The sequence below is a fragment of the Flavitalea flava genome (assembly GCF_054461575.1).
On record NZ_JBTLQH010000001.1, the window covers coordinates 251795 to 269792 of the forward strand.

Annotated in this window: 11 protein-coding genes; 10 read left to right on the top strand and 1 reads right to left on the bottom strand. The window is 46.7% G+C overall.

Features of this window, described 5'->3' with window-relative positions; genetic code table 11:
• Positions 1-24 precede the first annotated feature (24 nt).
• The 9 genes from ACX0G9_RS00895 to ACX0G9_RS00935 all read left to right on the top strand — a co-directional run bounded on the left by ACX0G9_RS00895 (position 25) and on the right by ACX0G9_RS00935 (position 16771).
• Positions 25-1278, top strand: coding sequence for an NAD(P)/FAD-dependent oxidoreductase (locus ACX0G9_RS00895; protein WP_459062949.1), 1254 nt, complete (start codon positions 25-27; stop codon positions 1276-1278).
• A gap of 130 nt (positions 1279-1408) precedes the next feature.
• Entirely contained in the window at positions 1409-3661 is a 2253-nt protein-coding gene (locus ACX0G9_RS00900; RefSeq protein WP_459062950.1) for a putative Ig domain-containing protein, read from the top strand.
• Between the two features lie 38 nt (positions 3662-3699).
• Positions 3700-6117 carry a glycoside hydrolase family 127 protein gene (locus ACX0G9_RS00905; RefSeq protein WP_459062951.1) on the top strand — a complete coding sequence of 806 codons (2418 nt, stop codon included), beginning with the start codon at positions 3700-3702 and terminating at the stop codon, positions 6115-6117.
• Positions 6118-6164: 47 nt separating this feature from the next.
• On the top strand, positions 6165-8726 hold the full coding sequence (locus ACX0G9_RS00910; protein ID WP_459062952.1) for an alpha-L-arabinofuranosidase C-terminal domain-containing protein: 2562 nt from the start codon (positions 6165-6167) through the stop codon (positions 8724-8726).
• Between the two features lie 37 nt (positions 8727-8763).
• On the top strand, positions 8764-11082 hold the full coding sequence (locus ACX0G9_RS00915) for a S9 family peptidase (RefSeq protein WP_459062953.1): 2319 nt from the start codon (positions 8764-8766) through the stop codon (positions 11080-11082).
• 162 nt (positions 11083-11244) lie between these two features.
• A complete protein-coding gene (locus ACX0G9_RS00920; protein ID WP_459062954.1) occupies positions 11245-12720 on the top strand; it encodes a M61 family metallopeptidase in 1476 nt (491 codons plus the stop codon).
• Between the two features lie 199 nt (positions 12721-12919).
• Complete coding sequence (locus ACX0G9_RS00925; RefSeq protein ID WP_459062955.1) at positions 12920-13858, top strand: dihydrodipicolinate synthase family protein; 939 nt, start codon at positions 12920-12922, stop codon at positions 13856-13858.
• Between the two features lie 95 nt (positions 13859-13953).
• A complete protein-coding gene (locus ACX0G9_RS00930; protein ID WP_459062956.1) occupies positions 13954-15381 on the top strand; it encodes an APC family permease in 1428 nt (475 codons plus the stop codon).
• Between the two features lie 109 nt (positions 15382-15490).
• Positions 15491-16771, top strand: coding sequence for a glycoside hydrolase family 88 protein (locus ACX0G9_RS00935; RefSeq protein ID WP_459062957.1), 1281 nt, complete (start codon positions 15491-15493; stop codon positions 16769-16771).
• Positions 16772-16778: 7 nt separating this feature from the next.
• On the opposite strand, the gene ACX0G9_RS00940 is transcribed toward ACX0G9_RS00935, so the two are convergent.
• On the bottom strand, positions 16779-17159 hold the full coding sequence (locus tag ACX0G9_RS00940; protein ID WP_459062958.1) for a winged helix-turn-helix transcriptional regulator: 381 nt from the start codon (positions 17157-17159) through the stop codon (positions 16779-16781).
• A 153-nt stretch (positions 17160-17312) separates the two neighbouring features.
• Between ACX0G9_RS00940 and ACX0G9_RS00945 the strand changes: the two genes are divergently transcribed.
• Positions 17313-17966 carry an NAD(P)-dependent oxidoreductase gene (locus ACX0G9_RS00945; RefSeq protein WP_459062959.1) on the top strand — a complete coding sequence of 218 codons (654 nt, stop codon included), beginning with the start codon at positions 17313-17315 and terminating at the stop codon, positions 17964-17966.
• The last annotated feature ends 32 nt before the right edge of the window (positions 17967-17998 follow it).

The following is a 17998-nucleotide window of genomic DNA, read 5'->3' on the forward strand; positions in this document are numbered from 1 at the left end:
AATAAGAAAACAGGATATTGGGAAATGGGAAAAAATGTAATTGTAATTGGGGGTGGAATTATCGGACTAAGCTCGGCGTATTACCTGCAACAGGCGGGGCACCAGGTCACTGTCCTGGACAAGGCCGATTTCCTGGATAATTGTTCTTATGGAAATTGCGGATATGTGTGCCCCAGCCACTTTATACCACTGGCTACTCCCGGGATCGTCCGGCAAGGACTGAAATGGATGTTGAACTCCAGAAGTCCTTTTTATGTACAACCAAGACTCAGCAGATCGCTGATCGATTGGGGCTGGAACTTTATGAAAAGCGCGACGAAAGAACATGTGGAAAGATCGGCCGTACCACTGAAAGATATAGCGCTCCTGAGCCAGCATGAATATGAATCCTGGATGAAGCTCCCCGGATTCGATTGCGCTTACGAGCATAAAGGCCTGTTGGAGATCTTTCAGACCGAAGCGGCCGCAGCGCATGCCCACCATACGGTGGAGAAAGCGCAGGAATTGGGTCTGGATACGCATTTACTGAATTATGAAGAGTTACAGGCAAAAGAACCACATACAAAGATCAATGCCCTTGGTGCCATATTCTTTAAATGCGACGCTCATCTGTATCCGAACAAATTGATGGAAGTCCTTATCGGCAAGCTAAGAAGCGTCGGAGTTCAGTTGGTGCCTAATGAAGAAGTGAAACGTTTTGAAACCGGGAACGGGGCAATACGGAAATTGCATACCGCCAATAATACATATAGTGCGGATGCTGTCGTGCTGGCTACGGGATCCTGGAGCAGGGAAATGGCAGCCATGATGGGCACCCGCATCTCCCTGATGCCGGGAAGGGGATATTCGGTAACATTGGAAGATTCTCCCTACCGGGTGAATTACCCGGCGATCCTGGTAGAAGGACGGGCGGCAATCACACCGATGAATGGGAACAAGATCCGGTTCGGGGGGACCATGGAAGTTACAACAACGGATGCTCCTCCCCGTTATAATCGTGTAGAAGGTATTCTTAATGCAGTAAGGAAATTTTTTCCGGAATTCGATGTGCCTATGCCGTCAAAAGAAAAAATATGGTATGGTTACCGCCCCTGTTCGGCAGATGGATTGCCTTATATCGGCCGGATAAAAAAATACGACAATGTGGTGGTGGCAACCGGGCATTCCATGTTAGGATTGAGTCTGGGGCCAGGAACGGGTAAACTGGTCAGTGAATTGGTCGATGAACAGGCTACCAGTATCGACCTGTCACCTTTTGCCGTGGAGCGGTTCGGCTAAGGGGTTTTTGAGGACCGCGTTTTCGTGTATAAGAATAAGACCGTGGTATTTGAATAATTAAGGTTAATATTTGTGTATACTTTATTAAATTACAGGTCATGCCGGGAGTTGCTGATATGTAATTTTAGAAATGAAGAAGTCATTGTTGCTGATCTGGTTCATTTCTGCTCCTGTAGTTTGCTGCCTTGCACAGCACCCTGACGCTCTTCCATTGCCATCTGCAAAATTTTCAACCGGGGATAACGCCGGATGGAGCAAACCGGGTTTTGACGACAGCGGTTGGAAAGACATTAAGACAGGTGAGGTTTGGCAGGCGCAGGGATTTCCTGATTATCATGGTTATGCCTGGTACCGCATACACGTAAGGATCCCTTCTTCTTTGAAAACAAACGGTCAATGGAGAGATAGCCTGCGTATATTCCTGGCGCATGTAAACGACGTGGATCAAACCTGGCTAAATGGGATAAAAATTGGAAAAACAGGTTCGTTTCCCGATGATACAGAAGGTTATATAAGTAAATGGCCCGCTATCCGGGAATACCATATTGCCGTTACAAATCCGGCCATTAAATGGGATGAAGAGAATGTGATTGTTATAAGGGATTATGATGGGGGTGGAACAGGCGGTATATTTATGGGTAACCCATACCTGGATATGCTGGAAAGAACTGACGGCATCACGCTAACTATTTCTAATGAAAAAATGAAATATTTATCTACCGAAAAAACAGAAGTACCGGTTCTGTTGCAGAACTCCTTTAATAGCGTGGTGGAGGGGGTGTTTACCTGCAGAATATATAACGCCGCCTCCCAAAAAGAGATACTCAACAAAAAATCAGCTGTCCGGTTAAATCCCTTTACCGTAAAAGAGATAGTACTCAACATGCCTTCCGGCCAGGGTATTGAATGTAGTTTTGTTTTTACAGAGAGCGCAACGGGTCTGTCAGTCAGCGGTAATCAAAAGATCCCCTATATTCTTACCCCTGCCCCCGCAGCCTCTCCCCATATCAACAGTGCGAAGGTATTCGGTGTACATCCTGGCTCTCCTTTTTTATTCAAGATAGCAGCTACCGGTAAAAAGCCCTTGTCTTACCGTATTCCAGACCTTCCAAAAGGATTGGTCATGGACAAAGAAACGGGTGTGATACAGGGTGTTCTCTCTGAAAAAGGGGAATATCCTGTACACGTTGTAGTGGCAAATGACCGTGGGCAGGCACATCAAAAATTGCTGATTAAAGTGGGTGATGTTCTGGCGTTAACTCCGGCAATGGGATGGAATAGCTGGAACTGCTGGGGGCTGAGTGTGAGCGAAGATAAAGTCAGATCTTCTGCCAAAGCTTTGATAGATAAAGGCCTGGCTGATCATGGCTGGACCTATATCAATATTGATGACGGCTGGCAGGAGCCTAAACGAAGGTCTGATAGTACTTTAATGCCCAATGACAAGTTCTCCGGTATGAAGGCTTTGGGCGATTGGCTACATGAAAAGGGCTTGAAATTCGGCATCTATTCCTCTCCCGGCCCCAGAACCTGTGGAGGATACCTGGGTTCTTACCTCAATGAACAAAAGGATGCCGGTACCTACGCATCCTGGGGCATCGATTACCTGAAATATGATTGGTGCAGTTATGATGGAGTGGTGGGGAGTGACACCGCATTAGTTTCCTATATAAAGCCTTACCGGGTTATGCAAAAGGCTTTGGAAGGCGGGAAAAGGGATATCGTATATAACCTTTGTCAATATGGAATGAAAGATGTTTGGAAATGGGGAAGTACGGTTGACGGCCAAAGCTGGCGTACAACGGAAGATATAGAAGATACCTGGGAAAGCCTTTGCCGTATTGGATTCCAACAGGCTGCCCTGTATCCCTATGCAAAACCCGGTAACTGGAACGACCCGGATATGATGATCGTCGGCCAGGTGGGTTGGGGCGAGAACCTGCATCCTTCCCGCCTGACGCCCGATGAACAATATACCCATGTAAGCTTGTGGTCTTTGTTGGCAGCCCCCTTACTGATCGGTTGTGATATAAGTAAGCTGGATGAATTTACCCTGAACCTTTTGACTAACGACGAAGTGTTGGCGATAGACCAGGACGTGCTGGGCAGGCAGGCACAACAGGTGATCAGAAATGATAAATACCAGGTTTGGATAAAAGAGTTGGAAGATGGATCTAACGTTGTGGGTATCTTTAACATGGATACTGCTTACAGAAAGATAGAGCTGAATTTCAAAAACCTCCATTTGCAGGAGAGGCTGACCATAAGAGATGTTTGGCGGCAGAAGGATCTGGGCGTTTTTAATTCGGCTTATCATACTGACGTTCCTCCGCATGGCGTAAAATTGTTAAGCGTAAAAGGAAATGGAATTTATACGAATTAATTGATCAATCGTAATTCAGAAATTTAAATGGAATAATTATGTTAGCAGGTAATGTCAGGAAACTATGGATGTCCTTAACAGTTTTTAGTTGTACTGCCGACGGGATAATTGCGCAGCATACTGATTACCCGATACAGCCGGTAGCATTTACCCGGGTTCACCTTACCGATAATTTTTGGGAGCCAAAGATCGAGGTGAATGCCGACGTAACCATCCCTTATGTATTGCAGAAGTGCAGGGAGAACGGGCGGATCGATAATTTCCTGCGGGCTTCCAAAAAGCTGAAGGATGATAAGATGACTGATTTTCCCTTTGACGACACGGATCTGTACAAATTGATCGAAGGGGCTTCCTATGGTCTGCAGGTTAGAAAAAACCCGAAGCTGGAAAAGCAGCTGGATACCCTTATCGGTATAATAGCCGCCGCGCAGGAACCGGACGGATATTTATATACCTTCCGTACCATGCAGGCGGCAAAGCCCCACGAATGGATCGGTGCCAAACGTTGGGAAAAAGAAGAAATACTTAGCCATGAATTGTACAATGCCGGTCATTTATATGAGTCTGCCGTAGCCCATTACCAGGCAACGGGAAAAAGAACATTGCTGAATGTTGCCATTAAGAACGCCGACCTGCTGGTGAAGGATTTTGGCTATGGGAAGGTAGAAGAATACCCCGGTCACCAGATCGTGGAGATCGGGTTGGCTAAATTATACCGGGTGACCGGCGAGAAAAAATATCTCGATCTTGCTAAATTTTTCCTGGACATACGGGGACCCAAAGGCGGGGCAAAGGGCGATTCTTATAATCAGGCCGATAAAAAAGTAGTGGATCAGCATGAGGCTGAAGGGCATGCGGTCCGCGCTGCGTATATGTATACAGGAATGGCGGATGTGGCCGCCCTGACAGGGGATAAGAATTATTTAAAAGCTATCGATGATATCTGGGGTGATGTGGTTATGAAAAAATTATATATCACCGGAGGTATCGGCGCTACCGGGAACGGAGAGGCTTTCGGAGATGCTTACGATCTGCCAAACATGTCTGCTTATGCGGAGACCTGCGCTGCTATCGCCAATGTTTACTGGAACAGCCGGATGTTCCTTTTGCACGGAGATTCCAAATATATCGATGTGTTGGAGAGGACTTTATATAACGGGCTTTTATCGGGTGTATCCCTTAGCGGGGATCGTTTTTTTTACCCCAATCCTTTGGCATCAATGGGACAGCACCAACGTAGTGGATGGTTCGCCTGCGCCTGTTGCATTTCCAACGTGGCGCGTTTTCTTCCGTCCGTTCCGGGATATGTGTATGCGCAAAAGGACAATGACTTGTTTGTAAATCTTTATGTCAGTAATAAAATGGAGGTCGATCTCTCTTCTACAAAAGTGACCCTTACGGAAACGACTGATTATCCCTGGGCCGGCAAAGTGTCTATTGGCGTCGATCCCGAAAAAAGCGGAGCCTTTGCATTAAGACTGAGGTTACCCGGATGGGCGCAGGGACAGCCTGTACCCGGTGATCTTTATCATTTTTCGGATACCCGGGTGGCAGCTATTCCTGTCCTGGTTAACGGGAAGCCGGTCGACTATCTTACGGAGCACGGATATGCCGTTCTGCAACGCACCTGGAAAAAAGGAGATAAAGTCGTTATCGAATTTCCTATGCCGGTCCAGAGAGTTATGGCAAACACCAGCGTAAAGGCGGACCGCGACCGGTTCGCTTTTCAACGGGGACCCGTGGTATATTGCCTGGAAGGGGCCGATCACCAGGACAGCTCGGTCAATAGCATTGTGGTAGATACACTTGCTGCTATACAGGTAGCCTATAATCCCGCCAAACTAAAAGGCATTACAGAATTGTCGACAACCGGAACGGCAACATCCCGTCAGTTGAACAGTGATGACCTGGTGAGTTCAAAGGAGCCGGTAAAAGCCATTCCTTATTATTCCTGGAATAACCGGGGACCCGGCGAGATGGAGGTGTGGATCCCTTATGAAGCGTCGGCTGCACACCCCAGGCCCGCTGCCACCATTGCCTCGAAAAGCAGGGTAAGTTCTTCTGCTGCCGGTAAACTGATGGTAAAAGCCCTCAACGATCAATATGATCCTGTAGATTCCAAAGATAACAGCGCGCCTTACCTGCATTGGTGGCCGAAAAAAAATACAGTGGAATTCGTGGAATATGATTTTGACAGCAGTTATTCGATTTCCGAATCCCGGGTTTACTGGTTTGACGATGGTCCCTGGGGCGGCTGCCGGATACCACTATCCTGGAAATTGTTTTACAGGAAGGACGGTCAATGGTTTCCTGTTGAGCCTACAGGAACCTATGAGGTAGTTAAGGACAGGTATAACTCCGTAAAATTTACTGCGATCACTACGAATGCCTTGAAAATGGAAGTACAGTTACCCGCTGAGAATTCTTCCGGTATCCATGAATGGATCGTGAAGTAATCAGGAATGGATCGTAACCTGTAAAATAGATTTAAATAAATCCGCCGATGTTAAGAACAATATTCGTGCTGGCAGGGGTATGTTATATAATAACAGGCTTCTGTCAGAACCAGGCTTCTGTTATCATTGATGCAGATAAGCCCGGTAATCGTATTTCGCCAAACCTTCATGGTATTTTTTTTGAGGAAATAAGTCATGCCGGAGAAGGGGGTTTGTATGGAGAACTTATTCAGAACAGAGGCTTCGAAGAAAGCCGTCTGCCGCAAGGGACCGTATTACAGGATGGATATATCGTGCCCGGGCGGACTCCCCATTTTTCCATGCCAGGTAACGGTGTAAGCGATTGGAAAATGGAATGGCCCCTGAAATCTGAATGGCCCGCCTGGTCTCTGGACACCAGTGGAGGTTCTGAGATGAAAGCGGCTTTAACGGACAAGGATCCCCTTAACACGGCGACTCCTCATAGTATGCAGCTGAGTATCCTGAAGAATAGTGGAAGAGCCGGTCTGGTTAATGAAGGATTCTGGGGGATCGGAGTTCGGGCAGGAGAAAATTATTTATGTAGTTTTTATATTCATACCGATAAACAGTACAATGGGAGCGTAAAGGCTTCTCTGCAATCCGCGGATGGGGCGGTACTGGCTTCTTTTATCTTTAATGGCGTGCATAACCGGTCCTGGAAAAAATACAACTGCGTTTTAAAAGCCGCTCAAACTGATCCTGCAGCGAAATTCGTGTTATCCTTCGGAAGTACCGGAACGGTTTGGGTGGATTTTGTCTCCCTGTTCCCTGAAAGAACTTTCAGGAATCGCCCCAACGGCCTGCGGTTGGACCTTGCTCAATCCATTGCCGATCTGAACCCGGCTTTTATCCGTTGGCCCGGAGGTTGTTTTGTAGAAGGGATCAATATCCAAAGCGCTCCTGATTGGCGGAGGACTATCGGACCTGTAGAAGAGAGGCCTGGCACCTACAGCCCCTGGGGCTATTGGACCAGCGATGGTTTTGGATATCACGAGTATCTCCAGTTCTGCGAGGATATAGGAGCGGCGGCCTTGTATGTGTTTAATGTGGGGGTTTCCTGCGATTACCGCAGCGGAACCTTCGCCCCGGAAGACAGTCTTGGAGGTTACATCCAAAATGCCTTGGATGCTATCGAATATGCGGTCGGCCCCGTTGATTCCAAATGGGGGCGTAAAAGAGCCACTAGCGGCCACCCCGCGCCTTTTCCGCTTAAATATGTGGAGGTAGGCAATGAACAACATGGCCCCCTGTATGCCAAACGGTATAATCTTTTTTACGAGGCCATCAAGACAAAATATCCGGATATAAAAGTGATTGCTTCGATGGGGATAGGTGATGTGAATACCAATACCCTGGATAGCATGAAAGAAGTGGAGCTTGTGGATGAACACGCCTATAAATCTGCTTATTGGGCAATGAGCCATTATGATCATTTTGATAGGTACCGGCGGGGCAGATGGGATATGTATGTCGGTGAGTATGCCACCAATAATGGGGTGGGTAGAGGGAATATGGAAGCGGCTTTAAGCGATGCGGTTTATATCATGGGTATGGAGCGTAATGGGGACCTTGTCAAAATGAGTAGTTATGCGCCTTTGCTGGTCAATGTAAATGATGAGGACTGGCCGGTGAACCTGATCAATTTTAACGCTTCACAAAGTTTTGGGCGGATTTCCTATTATGCTTTGAAAATGCTTGCGGAAAACAGAACCGATATAAATCTTTCTACCAGGACGCAGATTCTGAAAACAGCCGGAAAAAAGCCTTTGTTCACTGGCTCCATCGGTTTGGCTACCTGGGATACCCAAACGGAATACAAGGACATAGAAGTCATACAAAATGGTCAAACCCTGTATAAGAGTGATTTTATATCCGGTGCCGTATACTGGACCCCGGTAAGAGGAGAATGGAAACTACAGGATAGCGGACTTGCACAAATCGCAGAAGGACCACAATTATTCGCCATGCTGAAGGACAGATCTTTCGATACGTATACGTTAACCTTGAAGGCGAAAAAATTGGGCGGCCTGAATGCATTTATTATTCCTTTCGCAGTAAAGGATACCAATACCTGTATGCGGGCTCATATCGGTTCCTGGCTGAATAGTCATTGTGTGATAGAGAAACTGACCAATGGTTATGACGTATCGGACCTCAGCGAACAGAAGAAGTTGCCCAAATCAATAGAGCAGGGCCGGTGGTACGCTATCAGGCTTGAAGTGGGGGTGGATACGGTAAAATGCTGGCTGGACGATGAACTTATAATGACCTATACGGAACCGGAAAAATTCTTTGCGCTGGCGGGAAAAAATGAAAAGACAGGAGACCTGATCGTGAAAGTGGTGAATGGGAGCGATATTCCCTATCAGGTAAATTGGCGGCTGAATGGAACCTCGGATCTGTCTTCAGAAGGGGAGCTGACTGTTTTGCAAAGCGAAACAGCCGGGGCGGAGAACTCATTCCGGTTTCCGAAAAAGTACGTTCCTGAAAAAAGACGGGTTACCGGTGTCGGCTCCAATTTTGAAACGACTGTTCCTCCTTTTTCCATCTCCGTCTTAATGCTGAAAGAAAAAAAACTGCCACGCTGATTGGCAAAAAATTAACCTCATAAAATAGTCAACCAAAATGAACCTGTTCAAAATGTCGTTGCCGATCATACTTTTCCTTATGATCGCGGTCAATATCCTGCGTGCACAACAAACCGTTTTGCCGCCTTATCTACCGGGAAAATCCGAAATACAGGAACGTTACCGCAAAGCGCATGCGTTGGACAGCCTTGCTTTAAGGACCCTCTTCAAAACAAACGTTCAGGCATACTGGCAGCCGGGTGGTTCGGCCTTCTGGTACCGGAATATACTAAAGGACAGTATTCGGGAATACTGGTATGTGGATGTTGTCAAAGGGAACCGCCGCAAAGCATTCGATGAGGAGAAACTGGCAGTTTCCTTACAGGCGGTAACAGGCCAACACTTGCAGGCAGGTCATTTGAAAATAGACAGTCTTGTTTTCAGTAAAGATGCCCGTATCGTATCCCTGAAACTGGATAGTAATTACTGGAAATGCGATCTGGTTAATTATACCACGGAAAAGATCCCGGCCCTCCCAAAGGACTCCACCCGTTACCCCGGCTTCACCCGGCAATGGGAGCGTTGGAATTCCTTTTCTACTGATAGCCTTTCCCCGGACAAACAATGGATTGCTTATGTAAAAGAAGGGAATGTATTCGTTCGGCCCAATAGATCGTCAGGCGCTGACCGATCGTCAGACACTGACCGGCTGATTCAATTCACCAGGGATGCCGATGCGGTAAATCCCTATGGCTCCCTGGCCTGGTCTCCGGATAGTAAATATATAGTCGGGTATCGCATCCATCCGGTGGAAGATTCTGCCGTTTATTATGTTCTGTCTTCGGTCGCAGGAACGACAAGGGGACAATTAAAAAAACATCCCTACAAACAGCCCGGCGATCCTTTTACCAGCTTTGAAATGATGGTCTTTACCGTTAACGACGGGAAAGCAAAAAAAATAAATACACCGATCTTTGATTTTTTTGAAGCCCCTGAATTACACTGGAGGGGAAAAGATGCCCGTTATTTCCTGTATGAAAAAGTGGACAGGGGGCACCAGCGTTTCCGAATCCTGGAGGGAGATGCACAAACGGGGGAGACCAGAACGATCGTGGAAGAGCAAACGAATACCTTTATTTACGAATCAAGGCTCTTTACTCATTATTTACCTGCAACCGACGAGATTTTGATGACCTCTGAAAAAGACGGGTGGCGGCATATTTACCGGATCGATAGCCGGACAGGCAAAGAAATGCAGGTTACAAGGGGCGAATGGATTGTAAGGGATATTGACAGCATCGATCACAAACGGCGGGAAATCTGGTTTTCCGCCAGCGGCAGGAATGCCTTTGAAGATCCTTATTTTATTCATTATTACCGGATCGGTTTTGACGGCAGTCATTTGTTGGAATTGACAAAAGCACCCGGCAATCATACCGTTGTCTTTTCTCCGGATAAACGATATTATACGGATACCTGGTCCGAAGTGAACAAGGCTCCGGTAACGGAGTTGCACAGAACAGCGGACGCTGCCCTGATAATGGAGTTGGAACGGGCGGATATTGCAGGGTATCTGGCTGCAGGGCTCCGTCTTCCTGAACCTTTTCATGCAAAGGGCAGGGATGGGGTTACGGATATCTGGGGTGTCGTATGTCGTCCTGCTGATTTCGATTCTACCAAACGTTACCCGGTCATCGAGAACATCTATGCAGGGCCTCAGGATGCCTTCGTTCCAAAGAACTTCGGGAACCGCTCTTTTGAAATGCAGAGCATGGCTCAATTGGGATTTATAGTGGTGCAGATAGACGGGATGGGTACAGCCAACCGGTCAAAAGCCTTTCATGATGTCTGTTGGAAGAACCTGGCGGATGCCGGTTTCCCGGACAGGATACTGTGGATCAAGGCACTTGCCGCACGTTATCCCTATGTAGATGCCAGCCGGGTTGGCCTTTTCGGGACCTCGGCCGGGGGGCAGAATGCCTTGGGAGGTTTGTTATTCCATGGCGATTTTTATACGGCGGGTGTTTCCTCCTGCGGTTGTCATGACAACCGGGTGGATAAACAATGGTGGAACGAACAGTGGATGGGCTATCCGGTCAGCAAACAGTATGAAGAACAATCCAATGTGACCAATGCGGCCAAACTGAAAGGAGATCTATTGCTGATCGTTGGGGAAGCGGATACGAATGTACCGCCGGAATCTACTTACCGTGTGGCGGATGCCTTGATCAAGGCAGGAAAAATTTTCGATTTTTTGCCCCTTCCCGGAATGGATCATACAGACGGTGGTCCTTATGGCAGAATAAAGAAAAGAGATTTTTTTGTAAAACATTTATTGGAGGTCGATCCTCCCCGGCGTAACGACAGGGATCTGTAGCAGGATGGATACAACACGGTTAAATAATTTATATAATTAAGCTCATTTAATAACTGACTAATGGTTAAGAAAAAAAGGCTCATCCGGACAAGCTTATTTATTATCTGTTGCAGCTTCCTTTTTCCGTTCATCCCCTCAACTGCTTACGCTCAGAAAAAAAAGATGGTTTTATCCTACACGGTATCTATGAACCATCCGGAAACTCACTATTTTCAGGTGGTATTGAGGTGTGAACATTTCGGAAAAGATACCCTTGAGGTTAAGATGCCGGTATGGATGCCCGGCTATTATCAAAAGATGGACTATGCCGGTAAAATTGAAAATTTTCAGGCGGTGGATGCTCAGGGCAAAACATTGCTCTGGGAAAAAAATGCACCATCTGCCTGGCGTGTGACCTGCAAAAACACAGAGTCGGTGACGATCTCTTATGCTGTCAAGGCAGATGTAGCTTTTGTCGCCAATAATTACCTCGATGCTGACCATGCCTATATTTCACCTGCAGGTCTTTTTTTATATATGGATGAGGTTATGGACCAACCTGTATCGCTAACCCTTCAACCTGCGCCAAAATGGGACCATATTGCAACAGGGCTCGGTCAGGTGGCTGGAAAGCCGCATACCTTCCTGGCGAAAGACTTTGATAACCTGTATGATTGTCCGATACTGATAGGACACCTGGAAGAATTACCGGCATTTACCATTCAAGGGGTTAATCATCGGTTCATTGGGTATAAATTAGGCGAATTTGACAGGAAAGGGTTCATGAAAGATCTCAAAAAAATGGTAGAGCAGGGGATAGCGGTAATTGGTAATATCCCTTACAGTGAATATACTTTTTTAGCGATCGGTCCCGGACGTGGAGGGATCGAGCATCTTAATTCCAGCACGCTCTCTTTCGAAGGCGCGGAGCTGAATACGCCTGCGGGCCGGCAGAGCATGCTGAGTTTTATCGCGCATGAATATTTCCATCATTATAATGTTAAACGCATCCGGCCCGTCGAACTGGGGCCTTTCGATTACAGCAGGGAAAACCGTACCAACCTTTTGTGGGTGTCGGAAGGGCTTACCGTTTATTACGAACGCCTGATGCTTGTTCGTGCCGGTTTAATGACAAAGGAAGAATTACTGCGGACGGTGCAGTCCGATATCGAATCCTATGAAAATAAGCCGGGACATCTTTTTCAATCTTTGACTCAGGCCAGTTACGAAACCTGGAGCGATGGCCCTTTTGGACGAACCGGGGACCAGGAGAATAAAACGATCTCTTATTATGATAAAGGACCGGTTATCGGTCTGTTCCTTGATTTTGCCATCCGCAATTATACCAGGAATAAAAAGTCCCTGGATGATGTTATGCGTTTGCTTTATAAAAAGTATTATCTGGATAAAAAAAGGGGTTTTTCCGACGCAGAATTTCAGCAGGCTTGCGAAACGGTGGCAGGAATTTCCCTGACGGAAATTTTTGAATATGTTTTTACCGTTAAACCCCTCGATTATACAAAATATTTTTCATTGGCCGGGCTCGGATTCGATCCGGTAAACCGGGGAACCGCTTCAAAGCCAGTTTTTACATTTATTCCGCTTACGGGCACGGATTCTTTATCTTCCTCCGTTTATAATAAATGGCCGGGTAAGTAGGGCGATCAGGCCCTGTTCCGGCGGTATTTACGGATGGTTTGATTTTTTTTGCTTAGCTTTCAATAACCCATTTGTGTACGGATTTTAACCCGAAAGACCGGCTGGCTTTTGGAGAAACCGGTTAAAATCCGTTTAGGATTGATCAAAAAAGGTTACACCTGCCCGGCGGGTTATGGATATTTTTGAAAAAATATTTTTTATGTCAATAGTATGGAAAGGAGTATTCCCTGCGCTAACAACCAAATTCACCGCGAACGATGAACTGGATCTCCGCTTGTTTCAAAAGAATCTGCAAGTCCAGGTAGCATCAGGGATCGACGGGATCATACTTGGGGGAAGTCTTGGAGAGGCCAGTGTACTGTCGCTGGAAGAAAAAGAGAAATTAGTAAAATTCACGGTCGAAACCTTGAATGGGGATTTACCCGTTGTGCTGAATATTGCGGAAGGGTCCACCCGTGAAGCTATCAAACAAACGGCCAATGCAAAAGCCTGGGGAGCTAAAGGTTTAATGCTTCTCCCTCCCATGCGTTATGCATCGGACCACAGGGAAACGGTAACCTGGTTTAAGACTATCGCAGATTCAACGGATCTTCCGATCATGATCTATAATAACCCTATTGATTACAGGACGGAAGTTACCCTTGATATGTTCGAAGAGCTGATCGAATGTCCCAATATCCAGGCAATAAAGGAATCAACCAGGGACGTTACGAACGTTACCCGGATGATCAACCGTTTCGGCAAACGCCTGAAAATATTTTGCGGTGTGGACACCCTGGTCATGGAAGAATTGCAAATGGGAGCCGACGGTTGGGTCGCCGGATTGGTATGTGCTTTCCCGGCTGAGACGGTTGCCATATACAGACTGATGAGAGCAGGTCGGGTGGCCGAAGCTGTCTCCATATTCCGGTGGTTCCTTCCGGTGCTGGAATTGGATATACATGTCAAGCTGGTTCAATATATCAAACTTGCCGAAGCGCAGACCGGCCTTGGCAGCGAATATGTAAGAGCGCCCCGCCTGGCTTTGGCAGGTAAAGAACGTGAGCGGGTATTGAAGACCATTGGCGAATCCATCGCCAACAGACCTGCCTTACCCGATTATCTGTCTATTTCAGTTGCTGAAACTGCCGGCGTTTAATTTGCTAAGCGTTTAATTTTCGGGGCCTTTAATTTCCGGAGCAACTGATAATCATGCCTGTTGACACCTGGTGGATTTTCCCAAACTAACTGAAGATGAGCAAACCAAACGTTTCCTTTAAACAATCCCTTGGGTTGCTGGATGCCACTATGATAGTAGTGGGATCTATGATCGGCTCCGGGATCTTTATTGTAAGTGCGGATATCACCAGGAATGTCGGTTCTGCCGGTTGGCTCATTCTTGTCTGGTTACTAACGGGACTGCTCACTCTCATTGCTGCACTTAGTTACGGGGAATTAAGCGGCATGTTTCCCCGGGCGGGGGGCCAGTACGTTTATCTGAAAGAATCGTTTAATCCACTGGCCGGCTTTCTTTATGGCTGGAGTTTTTTTGCAGTCATTCAGACCGGTTCTATTGCTGCCGTCGGAGTGGCTTTTTCCAAATTCGCCGCTTATATTTTCCCAGGCCTCAGTGATAAACATATATTGATCGACCTTGGGTGGGCGCAGGTCTCCGCCGCCCAATTGACGTCGATCCTGCTCATCGTATCGCTTACCTTCATCAATACCAGGGGCGTCAAAGAAGGGAAATGGATACAAACTATTTTCACATTGGCAAAGATCGCCGCTTTATCGGGTCTGGTATTGTTCGGTTTTTTTCTGGCTGCCAGTAAAGGGATCGCCAGGGCTAACTGGAACACTGGTTTTGCTCTTGGGAAATTCGATGGTAGCCAGATCCTTCCCTATTCGGGATTGGCAGCCCTTGGGGCCATTGCCGGAAGCATGGTAGGCAGTTTGTTCAGCAGTGATTCCTGGAATAATGTAACTTTTATTGCCGGAGAGATCAAAAGACCCGAGCGTAATATCGGACTGAGTCTTTTTCTGGGTACCTTGATCGTGACAGCTATCTATGTCGCAACCAATGTGATGTATACTTTTGTGATGCCTCTCGGGGAAATCGCATTCGCAGATAATGACAGGGTAGGTGTAGCGGCTTCACAATATATCTGGGGAGCGAACGGTACAATCGTGATCGCCGTCCTGTTGATGGTATCGACCTTTGGCTGCAATAATGGGTTGATCCTTTCCGGAGCGAGGGTTTATTATACGATGGCAAAGGACGGATTGTTTTTCCGGCAGGCCGGTATCCTGAATAAAAATGCGGTTCCCGCCAAAGCCCTGTGGATGCAATGCATCTGGGCATCGCTGCTTTGTCTTAGCGGGAAATATAATGAATTGCTGGATTATGTCATCTTCGTCGTATTGATCTTTTATATCCTTACCGTGATCGGAATTTTCAGATTGCGGAAGAACAAACCTTTGTTACACCGGCCATATAAGGCATTTGGTTACCCTTTCCTGCCAATGCTATATATTCTGCTTGCCGGCAGTATCTGCGTTTTATTATTTATCTACAAACCCAAATTCACCTGGCCTGGTCTGGGTATCGTATTATTGGGGATACCCATATTTCATTTTGTGCGGAGACGCAGCAACGCCACCCCCGGAGAAGACAAGCTATAAATTTCGATTTCAGGGTGCAACCTCCCGATCCCTGGCTACAACGTTTTCGTAAATAAAAGAGATGTTTTTTTACTATGTGGATGGTAGGGTGTAATCTTGCGAGGTTAACATGGTACATTCACAAATGGTTGTCTATATGCGATCCTCCTTTATTTCTTCCCGCAAATTGATCTTTTTGTTATCTCTTGTTTTATTGATCATTCCTCCTTCCTTTTCGCAGGACAACAGGGTGAAATCTTCCAGTGATAAAGATGGGTTTAATCCGGACCTTGCCTTGAAGTATTGTATCCAACAGGCCACAAGGACAGTTTCCGGAATAAAAGGATATGACCAGATGCCCAGGAGCATCGATGCCGGTTATACAAATTGGAAGACGGTGGGGATAGAAGACTGGACGAGTGGTTTCTGGCCGGGTATATTATGGTACGGATACGAATATTCGAAGGACCCGTCCTGGAAGGCCAAAGCGGATAGTTTTACCAGGCCTTTGACGCGGTTAGCTTACCGAAAGGCCGAAAACCATGACCTGGGTTTTATGCTCTATTGCAGTTTCGGGAATGGTTACCGGCTAACCGGAGATACTTCCTATAAAAATATTTTGCTGGCAACGGCCGATTCACTGGCGACACTTTACAATCCAAAGGTAGGAACCATTCTTTCCTGGCCTTTCAGGATAAAGTCCAAAGGATGGATCCACAATACGATCATCGATAACATGATGAACCTGGAATTATTATTCTGGGCTTCTAAACACGGTGGCTCGCACAAATTATACGAGATAGCGGTGAAACATGCAGAGATAACCATGCAAAATCATTTCCGGCCGGATCATTCTGCCTATCATGTAGTGGTCTACGATACGGCGACCGGCAAAAAAATAAAGGGGGTTACTTTTCAGGGTTATTCGGATTCTTCCATGTGGGCCAGAGGCCAGTCCTGGGCGATTTATGGATATACCATGTGTTACCGGGAAACCGGGGATAAAAAATTCCTGGAATTTGCACAGCAGGTCGCTGACATATACCTCAAACGTCTTCCATCGGATGGGATCCCCTACTGGGACTTCGATGACCCTGCCATACCCAATGCACCAAGGGACGCTTCCGCCGCAGCCATTACCGCTTCCGGGTTATTGGAACTATCCACCTTTGTAAAAATAGACGATAAGGACAAAGCCGCCTTCTACCGGAATAAGGCCACCGGTATGCTTAGGGTACTTTCAACTGCTGCCTATCAGGGTGGTGAAAAAATCCCGGCATTTTTGCTGCATTCCACCGGTCACAAACCAGGTAACAGCGAAGTGGATGCCTCCATTATTTATGGGGATTATTATTATATGGAAGCATTACTCCGTCTGAAGCGGATAAATGGCAAAAGCGAAAAATTATAAACTTTTTTCAGACTGTTTGTTTTTTTTCTGAATTCAGCTTGCGGTTTTGTTTGATCTCCTCAATATTTTTATCGGCCCAGGAAGAAAGGCTTTTGATATGGGGCAACAGGCTGCTTCCTAAAGTAGTTAATGTATACTCCACCCGCGGGGGTATTTCAGGAAAGGATTTTCTCCGGATCAATCCATCGGCTTCCAGGCTGCGAAGCGTTACCGTGAGCATTTTTTGAGATATATCGCCGATAAGCTGGCTCAGCCCCGTAAAGCGTAAAACTCCTTTTTCATCTAAAATGATAAGGACAAGGATTGACCATTTATCACCGAACCGGTCCAGAACCTGACGGATCGGGCAATTTTCGAGATCCAAAAAGAGTTCATCCTTATTTTCCATTGTATGTAATTGATTGTCAACAATTGTTTCCGCCAGGTAACAAGGTCTCCTGCAAGTGCCTTCTTGGCTGCCCGGTTCTTTCCTTTTACCTTTACTCTCCAAAAGTAAGTAATTGGGCCTTATGCATTTATTTTTAACCAATAATCTTTAAGTATGAAAGTAGCATTGATCGGCGCAACGGGTTTTGTAGGAAAAGCGATCCTGAAGGAATTATTAGACAGAGGTCATACGGTAACGGCTATAGCCAGGCATCCGGAGAAACTGACGGTCACCTCTCCCAATCTTATTTTTAAAGCGGGTGATATATTGAAAGAAGGAGAAGTGATCTCCCTGGTAAAAGGAAATGACGCGGTAATCAGCGCCTATAATCCGGGTTGGACCAATCCTGAGATTTACCGGCAATTTCTGGATGGAACCAATGCTATTCAGGCTGGTGTAAAAAAGGCAGGGATAAAAAGATTTCTTATTATTGGCGGAGCAGGGAGCCTCGAGATAGCGCCCGGTGTCCGTTTGATCGATACCCCCGAATTTCCAGAGGCTTACAAGGCCGGTGCAACGGCAGCCGCTGATTATCTGGAAATTTTGAGAAAGGAGACGGAACTGGATTGGACATTTTTCAGTCCTGCCATTGAAATGCATCCGGGAACTTCCGGAGTAAGAAAAGGCGTTTATCGTAAAGGTTTGGATAACCCTGTGTTTGACGAAAAGGGGAAAAGCGTACTCTCCGTAGAAGATCTGGCTGTTGCTATTGTGGATGAACTGGAAAATGCCGAACACGTACAGCAGCGTTTTACGGCAGCCTACTAAAGGAGCCTCAGGCAACAAGCTGCAATCTCAGG

Bases quoted from the DNA above. Each gene is read 5' to 3' on its own strand.
- ACX0G9_RS00895 (WP_459062949.1), top strand. From the start codon at position 25: ATGGGAAAAAATGTAATTGTAATTGGGGGTGGAATTATCGGACTAAGC.
- ACX0G9_RS00900 (WP_459062950.1), top strand. From the start codon at position 1,409: ATGAAGAAGTCATTGTTGCTGATCTGGTTCATTTCTGCTCCTGTAGTT.
- ACX0G9_RS00905 (WP_459062951.1), top strand. From the start codon at position 3,700: ATGTTAGCAGGTAATGTCAGGAAACTATGGATGTCCTTAACAGTTTTT.
- ACX0G9_RS00910 (WP_459062952.1), top strand. From the start codon at position 6,165: ATGTTAAGAACAATATTCGTGCTGGCAGGGGTATGTTATATAATAACA.
- ACX0G9_RS00915 (WP_459062953.1), top strand. From the start codon at position 8,764: ATGAACCTGTTCAAAATGTCGTTGCCGATCATACTTTTCCTTATGATC.
- ACX0G9_RS00920 (WP_459062954.1), top strand. From the start codon at position 11,245: ATGGTTTTATCCTACACGGTATCTATGAACCATCCGGAAACTCACTAT.
- ACX0G9_RS00925 (WP_459062955.1), top strand. From the start codon at position 12,920: ATGTCAATAGTATGGAAAGGAGTATTCCCTGCGCTAACAACCAAATTC.
- ACX0G9_RS00930 (WP_459062956.1), top strand. From the start codon at position 13,954: ATGAGCAAACCAAACGTTTCCTTTAAACAATCCCTTGGGTTGCTGGAT.
- ACX0G9_RS00935 (WP_459062957.1), top strand. From the start codon at position 15,491: ATGGTACATTCACAAATGGTTGTCTATATGCGATCCTCCTTTATTTCT.
- ACX0G9_RS00940 (WP_459062958.1), bottom strand. From the start codon at position 17,159: ATGGAAAATAAGGATGAACTCTTTTTGGATCTCGAAAATTGCCCGATC.
- ACX0G9_RS00945 (WP_459062959.1), top strand. From the start codon at position 17,313: ATGAAAGTAGCATTGATCGGCGCAACGGGTTTTGTAGGAAAAGCGATC.